Annotated in this window: 23 protein-coding genes; all 23 read right to left on the bottom strand. The window is 48.7% G+C overall.

Going from position 1 to position 20,072, the window contains the following annotated elements:
• Nucleotides 1–14: 14 nt before the first annotated feature.
• Entirely contained in the window at nt 15–2,426 is a 2,412-nt protein-coding gene (fliD, locus tag HMPREF0980_RS07620) for a flagellar filament capping protein FliD (protein ID WP_049728554.1), read from the bottom strand.
• 91 nt (nt 2,427–2,517) lie between these two features.
• Nucleotides 2,518–3,138 (bottom strand): late competence development ComFB family protein, encoded by a 621-nt coding sequence (locus HMPREF0980_RS07615; protein ID WP_049728553.1) that lies wholly within the window; start codon nt 3,136–3,138, stop codon nt 2,518–2,520.
• A gap of 15 nt (nt 3,139–3,153) precedes the next feature.
• Complete coding sequence (locus HMPREF0980_RS07610) at nt 3,154–3,927, bottom strand: ParA family protein (RefSeq protein WP_049729162.1); 774 nt, start codon at nt 3,925–3,927, stop codon at nt 3,154–3,156.
• Between the two features lie 32 nt (nt 3,928–3,959).
• On the bottom strand, nt 3,960–5,285 hold the full coding sequence (locus HMPREF0980_RS07605) for an EAL and HDOD domain-containing protein (RefSeq protein ID WP_049728552.1): 1,326 nt from the start codon (nt 5,283–5,285) through the stop codon (nt 3,960–3,962).
• Nucleotides 5,285–6,199 (bottom strand): chemotaxis protein, encoded by a 915-nt coding sequence (locus HMPREF0980_RS07600; protein WP_049728551.1) that lies wholly within the window; start codon nt 6,197–6,199, stop codon nt 5,285–5,287. The genes HMPREF0980_RS07605 and HMPREF0980_RS07600 overlap by 1 nt, the downstream gene beginning before the upstream one ends.
• Before the next feature lie 100 nt (nt 6,200–6,299).
• Nucleotides 6,300–6,788, bottom strand: coding sequence for a chemotaxis protein CheD (locus tag HMPREF0980_RS07595; RefSeq protein ID WP_198146209.1), 489 nt, complete (start codon nt 6,786–6,788; stop codon nt 6,300–6,302).
• The gene (locus HMPREF0980_RS07590; RefSeq protein ID WP_049728550.1) at nt 6,775–7,401 is read right to left on the bottom strand and encodes a chemotaxis protein CheC; all 627 of its coding nucleotides are present in this window, start codon (nt 7,399–7,401) and stop codon (nt 6,775–6,777) included. The genes HMPREF0980_RS07595 and HMPREF0980_RS07590 overlap by 14 nt, the downstream gene beginning before the upstream one ends.
• A 19-nt stretch (nt 7,402–7,420) precedes the next feature.
• Nucleotides 7,421–8,131 carry a flagellar hook-basal body protein gene (locus tag HMPREF0980_RS07585; protein ID WP_049728549.1) on the bottom strand — a complete coding sequence of 237 codons (711 nt, stop codon included), beginning with the start codon at nt 8,129–8,131 and terminating at the stop codon, nt 7,421–7,423.
• 15 nt (nt 8,132–8,146) lie between these two features.
• Complete coding sequence (locus HMPREF0980_RS07580) at nt 8,147–8,899, bottom strand: flagellar hook-basal body protein (RefSeq protein ID WP_049728548.1); 753 nt, start codon at nt 8,897–8,899, stop codon at nt 8,147–8,149.
• Complete coding sequence (locus tag HMPREF0980_RS07575) at nt 8,880–9,704, bottom strand: sigma-70 family RNA polymerase sigma factor (protein ID WP_049728547.1); 825 nt, start codon at nt 9,702–9,704, stop codon at nt 8,880–8,882. Before HMPREF0980_RS07575 ends, HMPREF0980_RS07580 begins: the two co-directional genes overlap by 20 nt.
• A 9-nt stretch (nt 9,705–9,713) precedes the next feature.
• On the bottom strand, nt 9,714–11,783 hold the full coding sequence (gene flhA / locus HMPREF0980_RS07570; protein WP_049728546.1) for a flagellar biosynthesis protein FlhA: 2,070 nt from the start codon (nt 11,781–11,783) through the stop codon (nt 9,714–9,716).
• A 3-nt stretch (nt 11,784–11,786) separates the two neighbouring features.
• Nucleotides 11,787–12,848: a flagellar biosynthesis protein FlhB gene (gene flhB, locus HMPREF0980_RS07565; protein WP_049728545.1), complete on the bottom strand. Its 1,062-nt coding sequence runs from the start codon at nt 12,846–12,848 to the stop codon at nt 11,787–11,789.
• 16 nt (nt 12,849–12,864) lie between these two features.
• The gene (gene fliR, locus HMPREF0980_RS07560; protein WP_049728544.1) at nt 12,865–13,638 is read right to left on the bottom strand and encodes a flagellar biosynthetic protein FliR; all 774 of its coding nucleotides are present in this window, start codon (nt 13,636–13,638) and stop codon (nt 12,865–12,867) included.
• Nucleotides 13,639–13,650: 12 nt separating this feature from the next.
• Nucleotides 13,651–13,914, bottom strand: a complete 264-nt coding sequence (gene fliQ, locus HMPREF0980_RS07555; protein WP_049728543.1) for a flagellar biosynthesis protein FliQ — start codon at nt 13,912–13,914, stop codon at nt 13,651–13,653.
• 15 nt (nt 13,915–13,929) lie between these two features.
• Nucleotides 13,930–14,592 carry a flagellar type III secretion system pore protein FliP gene (gene fliP / locus HMPREF0980_RS07550; protein ID WP_049728542.1) on the bottom strand — a complete coding sequence of 221 codons (663 nt, stop codon included), beginning with the start codon at nt 14,590–14,592 and terminating at the stop codon, nt 13,930–13,932.
• Nucleotides 14,589–14,939, bottom strand: coding sequence for a flagellar biosynthetic protein FliO (locus HMPREF0980_RS07545; RefSeq protein WP_049728541.1), 351 nt, complete (start codon nt 14,937–14,939; stop codon nt 14,589–14,591). The genes fliP and HMPREF0980_RS07545 overlap by 4 nt, the downstream gene beginning before the upstream one ends.
• Before the next feature lie 11 nt (nt 14,940–14,950).
• Nucleotides 14,951–16,288, bottom strand: coding sequence for a flagellar motor switch protein FliN (gene fliN, locus HMPREF0980_RS07540; RefSeq protein ID WP_049728540.1), 1,338 nt, complete (start codon nt 16,286–16,288; stop codon nt 14,951–14,953).
• A gap of 34 nt (nt 16,289–16,322) precedes the next feature.
• The gene (gene flgC, locus HMPREF0980_RS07535) at nt 16,323–16,766 is read right to left on the bottom strand and encodes a flagellar basal body rod protein FlgC (RefSeq protein ID WP_049728539.1); all 444 of its coding nucleotides are present in this window, start codon (nt 16,764–16,766) and stop codon (nt 16,323–16,325) included.
• Nucleotides 16,767–16,789: 23 nt separating this feature from the next.
• Nucleotides 16,790–17,149 (bottom strand): response regulator, encoded by a 360-nt coding sequence (locus tag HMPREF0980_RS07530; protein WP_006443408.1) that lies wholly within the window; start codon nt 17,147–17,149, stop codon nt 16,790–16,792.
• A 57-nt stretch (nt 17,150–17,206) separates the two neighbouring features.
• On the bottom strand, nt 17,207–18,217 hold the full coding sequence (locus HMPREF0980_RS07525) for a flagellar motor switch protein FliM (protein WP_049728538.1): 1,011 nt from the start codon (nt 18,215–18,217) through the stop codon (nt 17,207–17,209).
• Nucleotides 18,218–18,255: 38 nt separating this feature from the next.
• Nucleotides 18,256–19,023, bottom strand: coding sequence for an OmpA/MotB family protein (locus HMPREF0980_RS07520; RefSeq protein ID WP_049728537.1), 768 nt, complete (start codon nt 19,021–19,023; stop codon nt 18,256–18,258).
• Between the two features lie 17 nt (nt 19,024–19,040).
• The gene (locus tag HMPREF0980_RS07515) at nt 19,041–19,865 is read right to left on the bottom strand and encodes a motility protein A (RefSeq protein WP_049728536.1); all 825 of its coding nucleotides are present in this window, start codon (nt 19,863–19,865) and stop codon (nt 19,041–19,043) included.
• Entirely contained in the window at nt 19,856–20,071 is a 216-nt protein-coding gene (locus tag HMPREF0980_RS07510) for a flagellar FlbD family protein (RefSeq protein WP_049728535.1), read from the bottom strand. Before HMPREF0980_RS07510 ends, HMPREF0980_RS07515 begins: the two co-directional genes overlap by 10 nt.
• Nucleotide 20,072 lies beyond the last annotated feature (1 nt).

Here is a 20,072-nt window from a genome sequence, read left to right as displayed (position 1 = left end):
ACTCACTTTCTTTCCTACTGTGCAAACATGTTGCTGAGGTAGCTGCTCTGGGAGTTCATCTGAGATATGAGCGTCTCCAGCGATGTGAACTGGGAGATGAACCTGTCCTGCTCTGTTTTCAGCTTGTCGTTCAGCCGGTCGATGTAATCGTCGATGTCGTCGATCTGCTTCTGCAGTCCGTTTTTCAACACGGTAGTCGGCGCATAGACAGATCCCGCACGCTCTACAAGTACCCCCTTAGTAGCGCCGGTCATCGAAGCATAGCGGTCCATTATGGTCTTCATATTCGTCATGAGGCCGCCCTTCGTGACGGTTCCGTCCTCTTTCTTCACCGCTTCCTTTGAAAATGCTTCCCGAACCGCGTCCGGATCCTCGCCCAGAGCTGCCTTAAACGCCTCTTCGTCGAATACGATCTTACCATTATCTGCATAGTTGGTAGAGACCGTGATACCCATCTTCTCAAACTGCGACCTCATCTCTGACGGTATGATAAAACGGAGCCCGTCAGCAAATGCACTCACATCTGTATCGTTGAACAGCAGGCCTTTCTTGGCCTCTGTCTCCCACTTTTCTATCTCGCTCTCGCTCAGCTCATCCCTCTGTTCATCCGTCAGCGGAGCATAGTTGCGGTTCGGCTTCTGGCTCACCTCGCTGTGGATAAGCTTGACAACCTCATTGTATGCCTCTACCATCTCTTTTACGACCTTGGCAGTATTCTCTACATCTACCTGTGCATCGAACGTAATCGCCTCCGTGCCGTTTATGTAGTTGTTGGAGGAATCGTAGCCGAATGTCCCTTTGATTGTCAGGTTCAGCCCGTCGATAGTCATACTGTTGCTGCCGCGCGTAATCTCCATCTCCTCACCGGAACCGGCATACCTCACCCGGATAACCGCATCCTTGCCGTCATCTGTCGTGTAGTCAATCCCTTCCGTGCCGAACAGGATGTCTGCAAGTTCTCCTGACAGATCAATCTCACCGCTGGCCCCCTGCTCGGTGGACTGCACAACGAACCGGTCCGCGTTGGACTGGTAAGTAACCTTGATTCCGAGTTCTTTTGTCTCATTTATCTTGTTGATGATTTCACTGACGGAACTGTCCCAGTCCAGTCCCAAATCTTTCAGGTCAATCTCTTCTCCCCCGGCATTTTTGATAGTCATGGGTCTGCTCGGGTCCACACCGCTGCCTCTGATGAGTCCGGATTCCGCCAGGCTTGCGGAAAGGTTCAGCCGGTTAGATTCCCCGCCCTGGATGCCAAACACGCTGTGGTTGCCAAGCAGGCCTCTGTCTGCCGCGGTCATGGACAATACGGAACTTTTATCTTCACTCGGAGGATCTCCCGGAAGCGTCGTCTTGAAAGTAAGGTGCGACTTTGAACTGTCGGCAGTATCGGCTGTCAAGTCTACCTTGATTCTGCCTTTGCCAAACGCTTCATTCAGCTTGGACTGCAAATCGCTCTTGACGTTTTGCATCGTGCTTGTCGCATCATATTCGTCAAGTGTAATCCACTTGACCGTTCCATTATAAGAGAAGCTTATCTGTTTCCCGCTCAGCTGTTCCGCCAGCGACATCGGCTTGGTCACTTGTGCGTCTTCCACCCCTTCCAGCCCGTCTGCCGTAATGACGGTCCTGGAATCCGGCAGCAATTCAAATCTTTCGTCCGCACCTAAAAAGCCCAGATCCTTCAGCAGATCTCCGGTGGATCCGGAAAGCTTAAGCGTGTTCCCTGACGTATCCTTGCTCACGAAGCTCATCCTGCCCGCATTTTCTTTTACTTCCATCACGTCTCCGAGCGTCTTTCCATTGCCGATCGTGATACCAGACAACACTTTATTGATGGATTCTGCCGTCTTCTCCGGCGTACTGTAATCATACTCCGCACTCTGGTTAAGAGTTACCGTATACATCTTTGTCCCGTACTTTACGAACAGAGATTCCCCCGATATCACATCCGCATCCGTTATCTCAGCCAGGCTATTACTCACCCCTCCGGTCTGCATCGTTTCGTTGGACACGGCGTTTGAAGAAGTCATCTTCGCATCCTGTGCAAGGCTTTTCACTCCAAGTATAGAAATCGTATCTGCCGACACGCTGCTCCCCGATACAGATACATAATTACTGTTCGCTCCGAGTGCCGTAACCTGGTTCCTGGAGAACAGCTTGCTTCCGAGCAGGTTGGAAGATGACGAATAAGACATGTATGTATTGCTGAATTCGTACACTTTCCCTGTAATATTGCGGATTGCTTCCTGCGTCCACTTATAGGTCTGCTTTTTCTGCTTCTGCGCGGCAATCTTGCTCCTTGTCGCATACGTCATATTTTCAATCAATGTGTCCCGGTCCAGTCCGCTGGCCAGTCCGCCGTAGCCGCGCAAGCTGGATGTACTGTTCAGGCTCGTACTTCCTAATCCGCTGATAGATGCCATATCACCACTCCTCTATATTACGATATTTCACTCTGTTACGTGTATAATAATACTTATCGGCACACTGTCCCGAATAGTTAAGGGCCGCTGTCTAATTCCTCGTGTGATGCGGCACGTCTCCCACCTGGATACATGCTTTTGTTATTTCTACCGTTATCTGTCCCGCATATTTTTTAGAATAAAAGTTCATAAGCGGAGAGATGGCCGCCTTGCTTACCACAACATATTTCGGAGGGAGCTGCGTAAGGGCAAGTGCCGACGTATCCGCAATACAGCGCGGACACGTGCAGATGCCGAACTGCTCCATATATTCCAATACTCGTTCCTGGACAAGCGTTTCCATAACATTCACATAGGCGAAGTCCATATCTTCCTCCGTATCATATTCCGGAACGCTCTTCTTCTCTCTTACTTCCGTTTTTTCCTCTTCCGCGGCTTCTTCATGTCCGTCTTGTATTTCTGTCTGTATTTCTTCTATTCCATCTTCTTCCGTCTTTTGCGTTTTCTCCAGCTCGTCTTCCAGAGACAGCCTGATTGCGTCCGCCAGCTGTTCCTTATCAGAAGACGGCTGCACGACAGAGACAGAAGCCATCTTTTCCGGTTCCACCGGCGGCTGAGGCTTCGCTGTCTTACTGTCTTCCGTGCTATCCTTGTCAGTTCCGCTGGACAGTAAATTCAATACATGGTCCGTCTTGTTCGTCTTCCTAGCCATTGTGTCTGCGCCCTCCTATGCCTGGTTCTTAATTTTGTGCAGTAATTCTTCAATGAACTCCCGGTAATCCTTTGATGGATTCGACCGGGGAGAATAATCTAAAATGCTCCTTCCATGAGCCGGCGCCTCTGCCACCGACACGCCGGTACGTATTTTGGAATCGAAGATTTCCGTCCCTATCTGGAAGGCCACCGTCTTCGCCATGTCCTGTACATCTCTTGCCAGGTTTGTCCTCTGGCTGAATCTCGTCAGCAGGATGCCGAGTACGTGGAGGTCTGGGTTGACGGAGTCCTGCACCGCTTCTATCGTCTCCTTCAGCTGCACGAGACCGACCAGACTCAGTATTTCCGCGGCCATAGGTATGATGAGATAGTCTGCAGCAGCATATCCGCTTACCGTAAGGATATTTAGGGAAGGCGGCGTGTCGATGATGATATAGTCATAGTCGTCCTCCACTTCCTTCAGCACCTGCTTGAGAACAAGCTGCCTGTTCTCCCCTTTCAGAATCATTTCCGCCTCGCTCAGCAGGATGTTCGACGTGAGCACATCCCCATACTCGTCTGAAGTACGGATGGCTTCTTGGATCGGTATCTCTTTTTTCAGGACTTCGTACATCGTATGTCCCTCCTCGATATTCATTCCAAGGCTGAATCCGAGATTTCCCTGAGGATCCAAATCTACCGACAGGACGTTCCTGCCCTTTTTAGACAGGCCTGCAGCGATTGCGCCGGAAGTCGTCGTCTTCCCCACGCCGCCTTTCTGATTAGTTAATACGATTGATACTGCCACTGTCATCTACCTCCAAGTCTGCTTTCTTTCCCTTAATAAAGGACATCTTCCAGATGCTCCTTGCCGTCAGAATCATCAAAGTTCATGAATCTGCGTTCTTCTCCCGGTCTGTCATATTCTGTCGTCAGCCCCTGCCATATCTCATTTACCTCGTCCACGCAGTCGATATAAGTCTGTGCGAGCAGATAGGTCGGTACGCCCAGACTCTCTGACAGTTTTTTGCTCAGCTTCCAGTCTGCCTGTTCATAAGCGAGAAGCAGCCTGTATATGTTCCCGGCAGTCCCCTCCTGCGCCACCAGCGCATTTTTTACTTCCGGATTGACCGGTATCTCCTCCAGAATCTCTTCTTCCGTCGCATTTACCATGTACTCCAGCGTCGAGAACATACCTATCAGGTATGCATCCGTCTTGCTGATCGGACATTCCTTAATATATCCTACGAGTTCTGATGCAAAGGTCGCACGCAGGAAAGATATCTTGAGCAGCTCTTCCGAACTGCTGTCCTTCCCCTTGTAATCAAAACTCAGCATATAGACCCACTGCCTGAGCTGGGTGATTCCAAGCGTTACAAGCGCCTGCCGGATAGAAGCGGTCCTGCGCCTCAGTGCAAAATAAGCCGAGTTCACCAGCTTCAGTATCGCATATGTAAGACCTGCGTCTCTGCTTACAATCCGCTCTATCTCTTCCATATCCGGTTCGTCTTCGGACACGGCGACCATGAGCTGGAAGAAGTTGCCCTGCATGTACTTTACTTTATCTACCTTGCTGGCCAGTGTCTTGGCCACATAATTTCCTTCCAGATAATCTACCTTCAGCTTAACCGCATAGTCATATACTTCTTTTGTATTCACCCCGGTTGCAATACACTTTTTCCCGGTTCCCTGCGCCATGCTGACGATATTTTCTACAGATTTCTTTCCCCTCTCAGAATCTGTCGACTCCGCTTGGGAAAGGTTGATTCTTATATATTTGGCATATTCCAGCATCTCCATATATTTCTGGGAGAACTGAAAATCATTTATGGCAAACTGGTAACCCAGCTCGCAATACTTTTTAATAAAAGGCGTTGCCAGCGGATGGATGATAAGGTTATCTTCAATCTGTATCACTACCTTGTCCGGCTCGAACATCTTCGGGGTATTCCTGAACAACAGTGACGGGGTAAATGTGATAAACATCATTTTGTCAGATACAAACTTGTTGCTGTTATTCATGAGAAAATTTGATATCATATCAGCCGCGGATGTCTCGGGCTCATCGTAAAAGCTGTCATTGCTCCCCTGGAACAGCAGTTCATAGCCTATGATATTACCGGTCATCGTCTCCTTAATCGCCTGTCTTACAACACATCTGTCCATTATTCTCTTCCTCTCTGAAGCAAGTGGTCCATGACGGCAACCAGATGTCCAATCTCAGGTTTGGACAGCTGCTCGTCTGCACCGAGTTCTCTGCCCTTAATCTCCATCTCCGGGTTGATCAGCGATGAAAATATAATGAGCGGTATCTTTTTCAGCCTGTCATCTTCCTTTACAAGCTTCGTCAGTCTGTGCCCGTCCATCTGCGGCATCTCTATATCTGTAATGATGAGGCTTACCTTATCGTCAAGCACCTCTTCATTCCTTACCTTTGACAGGTAGTTCCACGCCTCCTGCCCATTGTTGAACTTGTGGATCTGCGAGTATCCGGACTTTGTCAGCGCTGTCTCTATCATGCGGGAGAGCAGTACAGAGTCCTCCGCAAGGACTATCGAGTATTCGCTTCTGTTCCTGCCGGCAAAGCTCTCCACCTCATCGAGCTGGATACCGGTTTCCGGAGCGATATCGGCAACGATTTTCTCAAAGTCCAGTATAGTGATAAGCTCCCTGCCACATTGGGCGATTCCTGTGGCAAGCCCTTCTTCCCCTCCGTTCAAGGTTTTATCCGGCTTCTTTATATCTTCCCAGGAAATTCTCTGGATTCCCACCACCGTATGTACCCGGAAGGCAATATGCATCTGGTTGAAGTTGGTGACCATAAATAAATCTTTCGGCTGCGGTTCCGTCTTTTGTCCGGTGAGATAATATGGAAGGTCTACGACTGTGAGCATAATATCTCTTGGCTTAAATATCCCCTCAACCGCATCATGGGAATGGGGCACCGGTTTTATTTTGTCAGTCATCATAATCTCCCTGACTTTTGCCACGTTGATACCATAGAGCTCATCATAGACCGTAAACTCCATGATTTCTATTTCATTTGTGCCTGATTCCAACAAGATTTCCGTATTCGCCATACTTTTTTTCCTCGCTTTCCTGTCCTGTCTGTTAAATAAACCGGGCATCGCGCCCTTTATATACTATATCGGCATAACCCTTTCATCTCATAACGGATAATCACATTACGATCTCCTGCCGGCCAAAAGTACGTATAGCCACTTTACCTGTCGCCGCGTCCACGAGCATGGTTCTCGCATAATTCTCCCCTACTTCCTGCCTTACGAGACGGATCTGTTCCTTTCTCAGTATATTACGGACGCTTTCTATATTGCGCTGTCCGATATTGGCCAGGCTGCTGTTGCCCTGCACTTCAAACATTTTCGCCCCGCCCGCTATCTTACAGATATAACGGCTTTTCACACCGCCGAATACAGACATGCGTCGCAGCGTCTCCCGGATTCCCGTATCCGCAAACTTATATACCTGTGGCTCGGTAGGGTTCTTGGATTCCGGGAGCATTATGTGCAGCAGGGAAGCCAGCTTTATTCCCGGGTCGTAGAAACTGATTCCGATACAGGAACCAAGTGCGTACGTAATGAGAGTACCTTCCTGGCGGGTTATCTTCATGTCGGCAATACCGACCTTAATCTCTTTATTCACCTGCATTCACCAGCTTCTTCAATAATTTATTCAACGACTCGATATCCGGCAGCATAAGCAGGCTGCTCTCAAGCTTGTGCTGGCCAAGGATAAAATTGCCCGTTATCATCATAATCTTGTCTGTCTCATAGCCAAATTCAATCATCGGGACACTTAAGATTCCTCCAAGCATGTTGATGGACACCGCCGGTACTGACAGATTGATCTCCATGCCTGAAAGCCCTGCCAGAGCGCTGACGTAAGAAGAAATGATAATATTGCCCACCTCGGTTACCGCTGACATTGCCATCTCATCCATCTGGGAATAATCCTCAATCTTAAATCCAAGTATCGTCTCTGTAACCGCGTTGATAAAATCCAGTTTCAGAAGGAAAAGCATAATCCCCTTCAAGTCCCCCGACATCTGCACGAGCACTGCGGCTACCACCTCCTCCGGTTCGCCGAGGTAGTTTGCGGCTTCATTGAATCCTAGTATCTTTACATCCGGGAGCGTAATCCTGACATCTGTGTTCAGGAGGCCGGAGACCGCTGTGGCCGCATTCCCGGTACCTATGCTGCCCACTTCTCTCATAACGTCCATTCCTATGTCTCCCATATCGTCGTAGTGTTTGATTTCCATAATTTCCGCCTTCCTGCCCTTATCCTCTGAGACTGTTTATCGTCTGTTCTATTTCATCCGATGATTGTACCATTTTCAGCATATAGGAATATGCCCTTGATGCCTCCACCGTATTTGCCATCTCCTGTGCCATGTCAACGTTGGACATCTCCAGAAGCCCTTCCAGCAGCTTAGCCTCCGTGTTCAGCTGCGGCGCGCCATTTTTGGCGACGGGGACAAATTCATTCCCCCCCAGGCTCTGCATTCCGTCTGTATTTGCAAAGCTGTATACACCCGGGCGTCCCTGCAGCACGCCTCCGTCGGCTCGAATCGGGTTCTGTCCCCCATCCAGTACGAGCTTGCCTGAATCCGTCACCAGATAGAAGCCGTCCGCCCTTCTGGAAAGCGAAAAGTGTCCGTTTCTCGTGTAGCTTATCTCATTGGTCACAGGATTCCTGAGCATAAAAAAGCCGTTGCCCGAGATGGCATAGTCGTGGCCTCCGACCCCTTCTCCAAACCCGGACTGTCCAAAGTTGGTATTCGTATGGTCCAGCACAGTTCCCGTCCCCGATGTCAGGTGCGTGGCTTCGCCGGCTTCCGCTCTCATGTTGTAGTACATCAAGTCCTGGAACACCGAACTTTTAGCTTTATAGCCAAATGTGTTGATATTGGCAAAGTTATTCGAGATTACATTTAACTTGTCCTGCTGCGTCCTCGCTCCGCGGGACGCAGTATAAAACGAAGTATTCATACCTTATCCTCCTTGTTATACCGGACCAAGCTGAGTGACTGCTTTTCCGGTGAGCTGGTCATACATCTTCAATACCTGGGCGCTGCTTTGCAGCGACCTCTCGCTCGCCATCATACGGGCCATCTCGTCCACCGGCTCTACATTGGAACTCTCCAGCGCCTTCTGAACCACATTCCCGTTCACAGCCGTACCCTGCCCATTGGCAGTGAATACGTCACCGGTCCCTTTCGTCAGGTTGTCGTCATAATTCTGGAAGTCTACGATGGACAGGCGTCCCAGAAAGGTATTGCCGTTCTCCGTGTATAGATTGCCAAGGCCGTCCGAGACAATCTTGTCCGTACCAAGGTAGATGGGACCGTTCTGTCCGAGTACCCTGCCGACTCCCTGCAGGCACAGATATCCCCCTTCATCCAGTGAAAATGAGCCGTTCCGCGTATATACGGTTCCGTTTCCCGTCTGGATGCAGAAGAAGCCCGGCGAATCCAGCGCGAAATCCAGCGGACTTTCCGTGGACGCATAACCTCCTGAAGTGAAATCGGTATAGTTCCTGTCGGCGGTGACGATGCGGTTCATCGCTCCGAGCCGGGCCGGATTGCTCTTGTCCTTGTTGCCGCTGCGGTAGATCATCTCCTCTTTAAATGTCTTCGGTATAAACTGGTCGCTTTTATATCCGGGTGTCGATACGTTGGACATATTGTTGCTAATGACGTTCAGCCTTCTTGTCTGTGTAAGGACACTAGATGTAAGATTATAAAACCCCTGAAACATGATACCCCTCCTTTTCTACCTTTGTTTTTTCAGTAATATATTCTTTCAGCTTTCTGATTGCACCCGCGTGTATCTGAGATATCCGCGGTTCACTTACATGCATGATGCCTGCAATTTCCTTCATGTTCAGCTCCTCTATGTAATACAGCGATATAACCAGCTGCTCATTGTCTTTCAGGCTTCGGATCCCGGCTGCAAGGATCCGCCGGAACTCCTTATCCATCAGATGTGCTTCCGGCTGTTCCTCTTTCTTGTCCGATGGTATCTGTATGCTTCTGTACTGCTCTTTCGTCTCTTCCAGTACCATATCCAGTGACAGGACCGAGAACAGGTTTGCTTTGCCCATAATATCCTGGAACTTCTCTTTATCCATGCCAAGCAGAGCTGACAGCTCATCCGCCGTAGGCTCCCTTCCGTTCTCGGAATAGAATGCTACGGCCGCTTCTTTTATGTCTCTGTAGCTCTTTCTGACCGTACGGGGAATCCAGTCCTGCTTTCTTGCAATGTCTATGATCATTCCGCGTATTCGCTTCGAGACATACGTTTCAAACTTGGCATTCTTGTCCGCCTCATACTTGTCAATCGCTTTCATCAGCATGATGACGCCTTCATTGACGATGTCCTCCACCTGGCTGAACCCGGCATATACATTGCGCATCTGCACGGCGATGCTTTTGACGATATACAGATATCTGAGCGCAATCTCCTGCTTGACGTCCAGCCTCCCGGTCTGCCGGTAAAGTTCAAGCAGTTCTTCATTCGTCTGGTCTGCCAGATTTTTTTTCAGCTTCTTCTCCTGTACCATACGCATCCCCTACTCTTTTCTTATATTTCCAACTGCCTGTATCTGGATATTATCTGCAATTTCGTTGAAAGCCAGGACGTACACGGATGGATAGAACTGCTCCAGCATCCGGTAAAGGTATGGGCGGATAACCTGGCTCGTCAGGATTACCGTATCCTGAGAAAGTTCCTGAAACTTCTTCATCTGTTCTCCTATCTGTGTGAGCATGCTCTGCATAATATCCGGGCTTACCGCAAGATAGACTCCCTGATCGCTCTTTGTCATGCTCGTCACGAGCAGCTTCTCCAGTTCCGCGTCCAGCGTAATGACACGCATCTGCCCTCCTTCACAGAACTTTCTCGTTATCGTCCTCTTAAGTGCGGCACGTATATTTTCCGTGACTCCTGTAATATCAAGCCCTGCACCGGATGCATCCGCAATCGTTTCCAGAATGCTTTCCATATCTTTGATTGGTATGCCTTCTTTCAGCAGGTTTACAAGCAGCTTTTGAAGATTGCCGTGAGAGATGATTCCAGGCACCACTTCGTCAACGAGTTCAGCGGAAGTTTTCTTAACATTCTCCAGCAGCAGGCTTACCTCCTGTCTGCTCAGCAGCTCATACGCGTGCTGGCGTATCGTTTCGGACAGGTGCGTCAGCATTACGGAGAGAGGGTCGATTACGGTATAGCCATATATTTCTGCCATCTCTTTATTTTCTGGCAATATCCATTTGCTCGGAATGCCATACGCGGGTTCGATCGTCTCTATCCCATCGATCTCACCGGCAGGCGAGGCAGGCTCCAGGGCCAGGTAATGATCTACTAGTATCTCCCCTCTCGCCACTTCTTCCCCCTTTATCTTGATAATGTACTGGTTCGTATTCAGGCTGGAACTGTCTCTCAGCCTTACGGACGGGATGACGAATCCCATCTCCTGGGCATACTGCCTTCGGAAAATGACGATTCTGTTTATCATCTTTCCTCCGCTCGATTCATCTACGAGAGGTATGAGGCTATATCCAAACTCCATCTCGATTGGTTCTACGCCAATCAGATTATAGATGTTGTTGATATCTCTGTAATATTCTTCCTCCGTAGCCGGAATGGCCGCCTCCGTATCCGCAGCCTGCCGCTCTGCCGCTTCTTCCAGCACGGCCTGTTCCTGCATCTTCCGGGATATCTGGTATCCTGCCAGAAGAAACAAGGCGGCAAGAAATGCCATCTGAATCTTCGGCATGCCGGGAACAAGCATAAGAATGAGAAGTACACCCCCGGTCATCATCATGGCCTTCGGCTGCGCCAGGAACTGTTTTGATACGTCCTGGTTCAGGCTGCCCTCCGAGACGGCGCGTGTTACGATCATACCGGTCGACGTAGATATGAGCAGCGCCGGAATCTGAGATACAAGGCCGTCGCCTACCGTTGCTATAGAATAGACAGACAGCACCTCTGAGAACCCCATGCCTGACTGCAGCATCCCAATGGCGGAGCCGCCGATCAGATTGATGAACGTGATGATGAGCGACATGACCGCATCACCTTTTACGATCTTCGTCGCACCGTCCATGGCGCCGTAGAAATCTGCCTCACGCTGTATCTTCGTCCTCCTCGTCCTGGCCTCCTGCTCTGTAATAAGGCCGGAGCTCAAGTCTGCGTCAATGGCCATCTGCTTCCCGGGCATGGCGTCCAGCGTGAATCTGGCCGCGACTTCCGCCACACGTTCCGCACCTTTCGTGATGACGATAAACTGTACAAGTACGATTATCATGAAGATGATAAATCCGACGATGACATTCCCCTGCAGCACGAAATCACCAAATGATTTAATGACCTGACCCGCGCTCCCCTGGTTGGTAAGAATATTTTTCGTGGACGAGACATTGATGCCCAGGCGGAACAATGTCGTTATGAGCAGCAGGGATGGAAAGATGGAAAATTCCAGCGGCTCTTTTATGTTCATGCTGATAAGCAATATAATCATTGACAAAGAAATATTTATAATAATCATGACATCCAGTAGAAATGGAGGCATGGGAATAATCATAAGTAATACAATAACTATCACAAAGGCGGCTACTGCATTGTTCAAAATTCGTTTCATGTCTTACCTCATTTTTTTGTTCAGCTTATATACGTATACCAGGATTTCAGCCACAGCACCATAATACTCAGCCGGTATCTCCCGGTTTAATTCTGTCTCTGCATAAAGGCTTCTCGCCAGCGGCCTGTCTTCGATGACAGCCACCTTGTTTTCTTCCCCTACCTTCACAATTCTAAGCGCCAGCTCATCCATCCCTTTTGCCACCACGACCGGTGCGCTATTCTTCTCGGTATCGTAGGACAGCGCTACCGCAAAGTGGGTCGGGTTTCTGATAATGACGTCTGCTGCAGGGACTGCCTGCATCATCCTGCTTCTGGCCCTCTGCTTCTGAATATCCCTGATTCGTCCCTTGATTTCAGGATTTCCTTCTGTCTGCTTGAACTCTTCTTTTACCTCTTGCTTGGACATCTTGATTTTCCGTTCATAATCCCACCTCTGGAACAGATAGTCGAGAAATGCAATTACGGCAAATACCATGGAGACCCTCAGTATCATAGATATGATCATGTCAAACGTATAGGCCACCGACGCGCTGATGCTCATATCCATCGTGCGGATTACATTAACCGCGTCCTGTTTCAGGAGGGAATATATGATGACGATGAGCACGATGACTTTCAGCAAGTTCTTTACGAGTTCTATCACATTTTTCAGCGCGAAGATTTTTTTAATCCCCTGTAACGGACTGATTCGGTTTAATTTGGGATAGAAGTTCTTGGATGTAAACAAGAACCTCGTCTGTATACCGTGCATGATGACCCCAACCGCCATACAGATTACCGCGAACGGCAGTACCGTTTTGGCCGCGGCGGCCAGAAACTCCATTCCGTACTTACCTGCCGACTGTCCTGAAAGGTCCGTCACATTTCCTGCCAGGCCAATGAATTTCTTCATAAAATTTCCTGCGGTATCATAGATTTCCGGGAAAATCAACTTCAGTATATAAAAGGAAACGAATACAAATACGACGTTGACCACATCCGAGCTCTGGAAGATATTCCCCTCTTTCCGTTCATCACGGCGCTTTTTCGGTGTGGCTTTTTCTGTTTTTGAGTCCGCTGCCAATATCCATCACATCCTTTTATATGTTTACTGTTCGCAATATATCCTGCAGCCCCTGCATCATCTGGGTGATGATTCCTTCCAGATAATCTCCGGCCGGAGATATGAGAAATACCATCATTGCCAGTCCTATGATGACCCTCAGCTGGATGCTCATGACAAACAGGTTGATCTGAGGGATGATTCTCATCAGAAGCCCGGTTGCAACCTCCACAAGAAATTCAAACGCAATAATGGGGAACGCAAGTTTAACGGCGAGCACGATACACTCTATAGCTATCTGCAGCACTGCCTGTACCGGGCCCGAACCGAGCCTCAGCGCCGCATAAGGCACGACTTCCTGGGAAGTCATCAATATCTTGAGCAAAGCCAGATGCCCGTCAACAGCAAAAAACAAAAGCAGATAATATATCTGTAAAATATTACCCGTAAGCGCAATCTGAGTACCGTTCTGGGCATCGTATACCGTGGCCATGGACAGCCCCATCTGGAAATCAATGACGGCCCCTGCAAAAGAGACGACCATATCAAACAGCTGCATGACGAATCCAAGCAGATATCCAAGAGCAAATTCTTTCAGAAGGAGTACCGCATACACAATAGCGGAAGTCACCTCTTCTTCTGCCTCTCCGGCCTGCGGATACACGGTCAGCGCCAGCATGAGCGCCAGCCCTGCCTTAAAGACTGCCGGTATATTTTTCCTTCCAAGAACCGGATTGAGGTATATAAACCCGGACATCCTCATGAGAACGAGTGTAAATACGAGAAACTCCGGCGTACCTGCAAGTAGCATATGTATAATCTCCTAACCTTCAGCGATGAACCGGAATATCTGCTCCGTAAATTCCTGCAGCATCTTGAGCATGCTGTTTCCGGTTATCACGAGGATAATTCCTATTACTATCAGTTTGGGTACAAATGTAAGTGTCTGCTCGTGTATCTGCGTCGCTGCCTGGAGAATAGATATGACAATTCCCACCACCATGCTTATGATAAGTATGGGACCTCCGAGCTTTACAGCCAGTATGAACATCTGATACATCAAATCGCCAATTTCACCACTTGTCATCTTCTAATTCTCCCGTCAGTAGTTAAAACTTTGTACTATAGATGAGAAGAGAAGCTCCCATCCGTTCAGTGTCACAAAGAGCAGCAGTTTGAACGGCAGTGCAATCGTAGCAGGCGGAAGCATGATCATTCCCATCGACATAAGCGTGCTTGACACGATGATATCTATGAGCAGGAACGGTATGAACAGCAGCAGCCCTGCCATGAATCCTCTTTTCAGCTCGCTCGTCATAAAAGAAGGGATGACTACCCTCATCGGAAGATCTTCCGGCTCCGTCTTCTCCTCGATCCCCGCCATATCCACATACAGGTTCAGCGCGCTTACCTCTGTCTGTTTGAGCATGAACTGTTTCATGGGAACGACTGCCCGGTCTAAGGCCTCATCCTGCGTGATCTCCCCGCTTTTATAAGGTTCATACGCATCCGTATTGATATCTTTTATTACAGGATCCATGATGAACAGCGTGAGGAATAATGCAATCCCTACAAGAACCATATTCGGCGGTGTCTGCTGTACCCCAATCGCGTTCCTCGTAAAAGAAAGGATGATGATGATTCTGACAAATGAGGTCATCATCACTACAATAGAGGGAAGAAGCATCACAATTGTCATCATGACGAGTATCTCTAGTGTCGGCACCTGGTTTCCGTTGATGTTGACTAATGCCCCTGTGTTCATTCGTTTCTCTTCCTTTTCCCTATTCTATCCATCACCGACCTGAAATCGGCAAACTCTGTTTTCTGTCCATCAGGGTTTTCAATCTCCTGAAGCTCTTCTGCTCCAAGTTCTTTCAGCACGGTAATGTGCGAGGCAGTTATTCCAAGGAGCAGATACCCCGTACCGGTCTGGATAACTGCAATCGTCCTGTCCTGACCGATGGTAATCTGATCTGCCATCCGTATATATCTTGAAGTCCCTTTTATCCGCCCTGCCCTTCCTATGTATTTAGAACAGACATAGGCAAGGTATAGAATCAGCACGACGATCAAGAGCGTACCGGCGGCCGTGAAAAATCCTTTCAGCATATCCTGCTCCTCTATTGTGCCAGCGGAATCTCGTCCGCCAGAATCTCTGTTATCCTGATACCGAAGTTATCGTCTACCACGACTACATCGCCCTGCGCGATGCACTGTCCGTTCACGAACAAGTCCACCTGCTCTCCGGCAAGCTTATCGAGCACGACGAGAGACCCTTTGTTGAGCTCAAGTACGTCCTTGACCAGCTTTTTCGTCCTCCCGATTTCGACAGACACTTCCAGCGGAACGCCCATGATCAGTTCCAGATTGGAATCCTGGAGCTCCGTGTCATCTGCGCCATGCTCCAGATTAGGCTGTGGCACCGGGTTGACTTTTATCTTCTTCGGCCCTGCCGCCTGTGCCTGCTGCATCTGCTGCAGCTGCAGCTGCTGCATTTCCATCTGCTGTCTCATCATTTCCATCATCTGAGTCATAGAATTCATGAACTGGGGATCCACTGCCCCGGCCGCGTAATCAGGCGGCTGCACGGTATTAACGGGCGGTGCTGCCTGTTCCGCTGCAGCTGCCGCGGATGGCACTGCCTGAGGCATAACCGGAGGCGTGGCTGTCGCTACGCTCTGCGGAATCTCTCCCGGAGGCGTGGCTGTTGCTACGCTCTGCGGAATCTCACCCGGAGGCGCTGCTGCATTCTGCAATGTCTCGCCCACAGGCGCCGCCGTATCGGCTGTACCGGCAGGCACTTCAGGCTCCGGAAGCGCTTCTTCTACTGGAGCCGGCGCCTCTTCCTCTGGAGCGTCCGGTATGCCGTCTGAGAAGAATCCTGCCACGAGCTCTTTTGCCAGCCCGATTGGCATCAGGTTCATAAATTCGCTCTCCATCTTATCCGCAATACGGAGTGTAAAACCGATTACGACCATCGGGCTTTCTTCCGTAAAATACTTTTCCTTGAACTGTTCCGGGCTCTCTATCTCAAAAGATACCGGAGTTGATATGTTCACAGCCTTGCCAAGCAGTTCAGACAATGCTGTGGCGGATGCCCCCATCATCTGATTCATTACTTCACAGATAGCACTTATGTTCATCTCGTCCAGCTCAAAATCTTCTTCAGGAATTTCCATCCCCATTAGCATCTCGACGATGACACGCACGTCGTTTCTTTTGAGCAGCATGATATTGCTGCCTGTCAGCCCCTCGATATATATGATTTCAACCCCTATGGCGGGTTCCAGATTCCCAAACTCAAATTCGTCTTTATCCCTGACCTGTACGATTGGAGTCGTTATGTCTACTCTTGCATCCAGCATTGTCGAAATGGCAGTTGCCGATGCACCCAGGCTGATATTCAGGATTTCGCCTATAGCATCAATCTCCATCGAACTCAGTTTCTTTATGTCCATTTTTAACTCTCTTTCCGGCAAACGTTAAGCCTTCCTATTTCCCAATTTCTATGGCTTTTTGCGCCATTAATTTCACCGCGTTAAAAGCAGTAATGTTTGCTTCATAAGATCTGGTCGCCGACATCGCATCCGTTGTCTCTTTAATCATGTCCACATTTGGCATCCTTACGTATCCGTTTTCATCCGCATCCGGATGTTCAGGGTCGTACACGGCTTTTAATTCTGTGTCATCATCTGCAATTGCCGCGGCAGCTACACCCCCCTGTGATGTTCTGCTCTTTCCATCCATGGCCCTGTTAAGTACAGTCTGGAAGTTATCTTCCCTTGCCTCGAGCACGACCATTTTCCTCCGGTACGGCGTTCCGTCCTCTGTCCTCGTCGTCTCTATATTGGCTATATTTTCAGACGCTATGTCCAGCCTCAGCCTCTGCGCTGTCAATCCTGAAGCGCTGATATTCAAGGAACTCAAAAAAGACATATCTGTCTCCTCCTTCTTATAAACTAGTCGATAATCTTAGATACCGTATCCAGGATTCTGTTCGCCTTAAACGGCTTGACGATGAAATCTTTCGCCCCGGATTTGATAGCCTCTATGACCATCGTCTCCTGTCCCATCGCGGAGCACATGACGACGGTCGCTCCCGGGTCAAAAGCTTTGATTGCTTTCAATGCCTCGAGTCCGTCCATGTTCGGCATCGTGATATCCATCAGTACGAGAGCCGGTTTCTCATCCTTATACATCTGCAGCGCCTCCGCGCCATCCGACGCCTCGCATATATCGGTATATCCTCCTTTGGACAGCGTGTCCTTCACCATCATCCTCATAAATGCTGCATCGTCTACCACCATGATTTTTGCCATTATTCATTACCTCTTTCTTCAATAATCGTTAGTATTTTTTTATATTGACACAGCAGATTATTCATCTACTGGTGCTTCCTCTTGCATACGCTGATTTATCTTGACCGCGGCATTCTTGTTGTGTGCTCCCAGCTTGCCTTTGAACCACGGCTGCTCTTCCACATACAGCACGATGTCTGATTCTTTCGGCTTATTCAGGTCTATGACATCTCCCACCTTCAGTCCGCACACTTCTCTCATGCTCAGCTTTGCCTCGCCAAGCTCCGCCTTTATCTCCATCGCGCTCCGGTTCAGCCTGGACATTATGAGTTCCCTGCTGTTGTCTATCCTTTCATCATATGCGCCTTCTATATGCTTGCGCTTATCTATGATATTGAATATGTTCATAAGCAGATTGCCGGGGATACATATGGTGATTCGTCCGTCTATGCTCTGCATCTTGACATTGAGCAGTACGATTGCCACCGGCTCATCCAGGCTGATCTCCTGAAACAGCCCCGGATTTTCTTCCAGACGCTGGTCCCCCAGATTTATTTTTATATAGTTGCCCCAGGCGTCTCTTGTTATATCAAGCAGATATTTCATTACCTTCCTGTACAGCGCGCTTTCAATCTCTGTATAGGTATAGGATGCGTCCACCTCATCGTCGTCCCCTGTACCTCCAAGCATACGGTCTATCATATTTACCATAAGCTTCTGGCTTATATGAATCATCATCGGTGGATTCTTGGACTCATCCGGCAGCTTTAGATTCAGCATCATCATGACATCGTTTTCACTCAGTATGTTGCTGAATTCAAAGTACCTCTGTTCTTCCACGGACAACACTTCCATCTCGCAGGCCGTCCTTAAGACGCCGTTCAGCCTGGAGGATGCAAGTCTGCCGTAATTATCGTAAATGCCCTTCAAAAGCTTCAGCTTATCCTTCGTAAACTTCTTCGGGCTCTTAAAATCATATTTTTTCCAGTTCTTTTCCGGCTTCTCCTCTTTGGGCTCATCCGCAGCGTCGCCGTTCATCATAGAATTGAGCAACGCATCAATCTGACTTTGTGATAATACATCTGCCATAGCCACACTCCTGTTGTTTATTTCTCCGGCCTTTTATGTTAATTCCCCTCGCCTTGATAGACCTGGCTGTAATATTCATCCAGCGTCTGTTCGACCGATCCTGTCTTCGTAATCAGGATTTCTACTCTTCTGTTTTTTGCCCTTCCCTCAAAAGTGTCAAAAGTGTCGATGGGACGAAATTGTCCATATCCCGCACTTACGAGCTTTTTCGGTTCAATGATGTTTTTTTCCTGTACATAGGCTACTACAACCGCCGAGCGTGTCGCCGACAATACCCTGTCGGTCATGACTTCGTTCGGTATATTCGGCTCCGCCTGAGATGTATGCCCGAGTACCTGGATTTCTTTGATTGCTCCTGAAGCAGGCGCTATGACAGAGGAAAAAGTATCCAGCACGGTCTTCCCTTCGTCTCTGAGTACATAGCTGTCACCGTCAAAAAAAACATTGTCTTTAAAAGTGATGAACTGGTAGCCGTCGCCCTTGGCTATCTGAATATCCGCCACCTCACCGGACGCATCCTGCATTTTCAGCAGATTGTCATACATCTCATCAAATTTCTGGTCTATTTCTGTCGTATTGGCTCCCGGCACGTTTTCCGTACCCTCTTTTGCCAGCGTATCCGTAACTATCTGTGATGTTTCCGCCGCCTCCGGATTCATACTCTTAACCAGGTTCTCCCACTTTACCTGGTCTACAGAAGATATAGAGTATAGCAATACAAAGAAGCATAGCAGCAGCGTCACCATATCCCCGTAAGTCCCCATCCAGTCGGATCCTTCCTCCGGGGCTTTCTGCCTGCGTTTCACTGTATCTCCACTCCCTTCTACTTCTTTTTCTTTTCTTTCTTCGGCTTCTTTTCTTTTCCTTCACCGCCGTCCATGATTTTGGCCTGTTTCTGCTGGTGGAGCAGTGATACGAGCTTTTCTTTCAGGTTTTTTGGATTCTCCCCTGACTGTATGCCGATAACTCCTTCGATAATAATCTGCTTGTAGAGAATCTCCTCTTCGTTTCTGATACGCAGCTTTTTTGCTATAGGCATGAACAGAAGGTTTGCCATGATACAGCCGTAGAACGTTGTGACGAGTGCGGTAGCCATACTCTCACCAAGCGTGGAAGATGACCCCTGTGACAGATCCATGCTCTTGAGCATATTGATAAGTCCTACAAGCGTTCCAATCATTCCAAATGCCGGGGCATAACCGGCTGCTTTTTCATAGATGGCAATCTCCTCTTCGTGCCGCTGGCTCATGCTGTCGACCTCTGTCTCGAGCATCTCCCTCACTTTATCCGCCTCCATGGCATCTACGACAAGCATGATGCCCTGCTTGAAGAATGGATCATCCAGCTGGTTCGCCTTCTCCTCCAGGGCAAGAAGCCCGTTCTTCCTGGCAAGCTGCGCGAATTCTACCAGCATGTCAATCACCGGTTCCACTTTGAATTTTTTATTGGATAGCAGCTTTGTAAAATGTTTTCCGACATTTTTGAGCATATTAAACGGGAAGCTGGCAATGACAGCACAGAAAGTGCCGCCTACAACAATCATGATACTTGCGACATCAATAAAGCTTCCGATCTTTCCTCCCTGCATGATTGCATTGAAAATAAATGCAAATCCGCCCACAACACCGATTAAAGTGGTTATGTCCATGTCTGATCCTCCTCATTCCGCGGATAATGAATACACTGGTTATTGAAGATGATGACCTTTCTTATGATTTCATCTTTATCTTCCCGCACGATATGATACTTGCCATTCATCATAATGATCTTGGACTCAGGTATCAGCTCAATGAATTCAATCTGGTGCGAATTGATCAATACAGGTTCCCCGTTTAATTTTGTTAATTCTATCAAG

It is taken from the genome of Dorea sp. D27 (assembly GCF_001185345.1).
Lineage (GTDB): Bacteria > Bacillota > Clostridia > Lachnospirales > Lachnospiraceae > Extibacter.
This window is presented reverse-complemented; position numbering and strand designations above follow the sequence as displayed.

Coding starts and splice junctions, on each gene's coding strand:
- flgC (WP_049728539.1), bottom strand. CDS start 16,766: ATGTCTTTTTTGAGTTCCTTGAATATCAGCGCTTCAGGATTGACAGCG.
- HMPREF0980_RS07595 (WP_198146209.1), bottom strand. CDS start 6,788: ATGCAGGTGAATAAAGAGATTAAGGTCGGTATTGCCGACATGAAGATA.
- HMPREF0980_RS07525 (WP_049728538.1), bottom strand. CDS start 18,217: ATGGCAGATGTATTATCACAAAGTCAGATTGATGCGTTGCTCAATTCT.
- HMPREF0980_RS07615 (WP_049728553.1), bottom strand. CDS start 3,138: ATGGCTAGGAAGACGAACAAGACGGACCATGTATTGAATTTACTGTCC.
- fliD (WP_049728554.1), bottom strand. CDS start 2,426: ATGGCATCTATCAGCGGATTAGGAAGTACGAGCCTGAACAGTACATCC.
- HMPREF0980_RS07585 (WP_049728549.1), bottom strand. CDS start 8,131: ATGAATACTTCGTTTTATACTGCGTCCCGCGGAGCGAGGACGCAGCAG.
- HMPREF0980_RS07605 (WP_049728552.1), bottom strand. CDS start 5,285: ATGGACAGATGTGTTGTAAGACAGGCGATTAAGGAGACGATGACCGGT.
- HMPREF0980_RS07580 (WP_049728548.1), bottom strand. CDS start 8,899: ATGTTTCAGGGGTTTTATAATCTTACATCTAGTGTCCTTACACAGACA.
- HMPREF0980_RS07590 (WP_049728550.1), bottom strand. CDS start 7,401: ATGGAAATCAAACACTACGACGATATGGGAGACATAGGAATGGACGTT.
- fliQ (WP_049728543.1), bottom strand. CDS start 13,914: ATGACAAGTGGTGAAATTGGCGATTTGATGTATCAGATGTTCATACTG.
- flhA (WP_049728546.1), bottom strand. CDS start 11,783: ATGAAACGAATTTTGAACAATGCAGTAGCCGCCTTTGTGATAGTTATT.
- fliR (WP_049728544.1), bottom strand. CDS start 13,638: ATGCTACTTGCAGGTACGCCGGAGTTTCTCGTATTTACACTCGTTCTC.
- HMPREF0980_RS07545 (WP_049728541.1), bottom strand. CDS start 14,939: ATGCTGAAAGGATTTTTCACGGCCGCCGGTACGCTCTTGATCGTCGTG.
- HMPREF0980_RS07575 (WP_049728547.1), bottom strand. CDS start 9,704: ATGGTACAGGAGAAGAAGCTGAAAAAAAATCTGGCAGACCAGACGAAT.
- HMPREF0980_RS07600 (WP_049728551.1), bottom strand. CDS start 6,199: ATGGCGAATACGGAAATCTTGTTGGAATCAGGCACAAATGAAATAGAA.
- fliN (WP_049728540.1), bottom strand. CDS start 16,288: ATGGACATAAAGAAACTGAGTTCGATGGAGATTGATGCTATAGGCGAA.
- HMPREF0980_RS07515 (WP_049728536.1), bottom strand. CDS start 19,865: ATGGACATAACCACTTTAATCGGTGTTGTGGGCGGATTTGCATTTATT.
- fliP (WP_049728542.1), bottom strand. CDS start 14,592: ATGAACACAGGGGCATTAGTCAACATCAACGGAAACCAGGTGCCGACA.
- HMPREF0980_RS07530 (WP_006443408.1), bottom strand. CDS start 17,149: ATGGCAAAAATCATGGTGGTAGACGATGCAGCATTTATGAGGATGATG.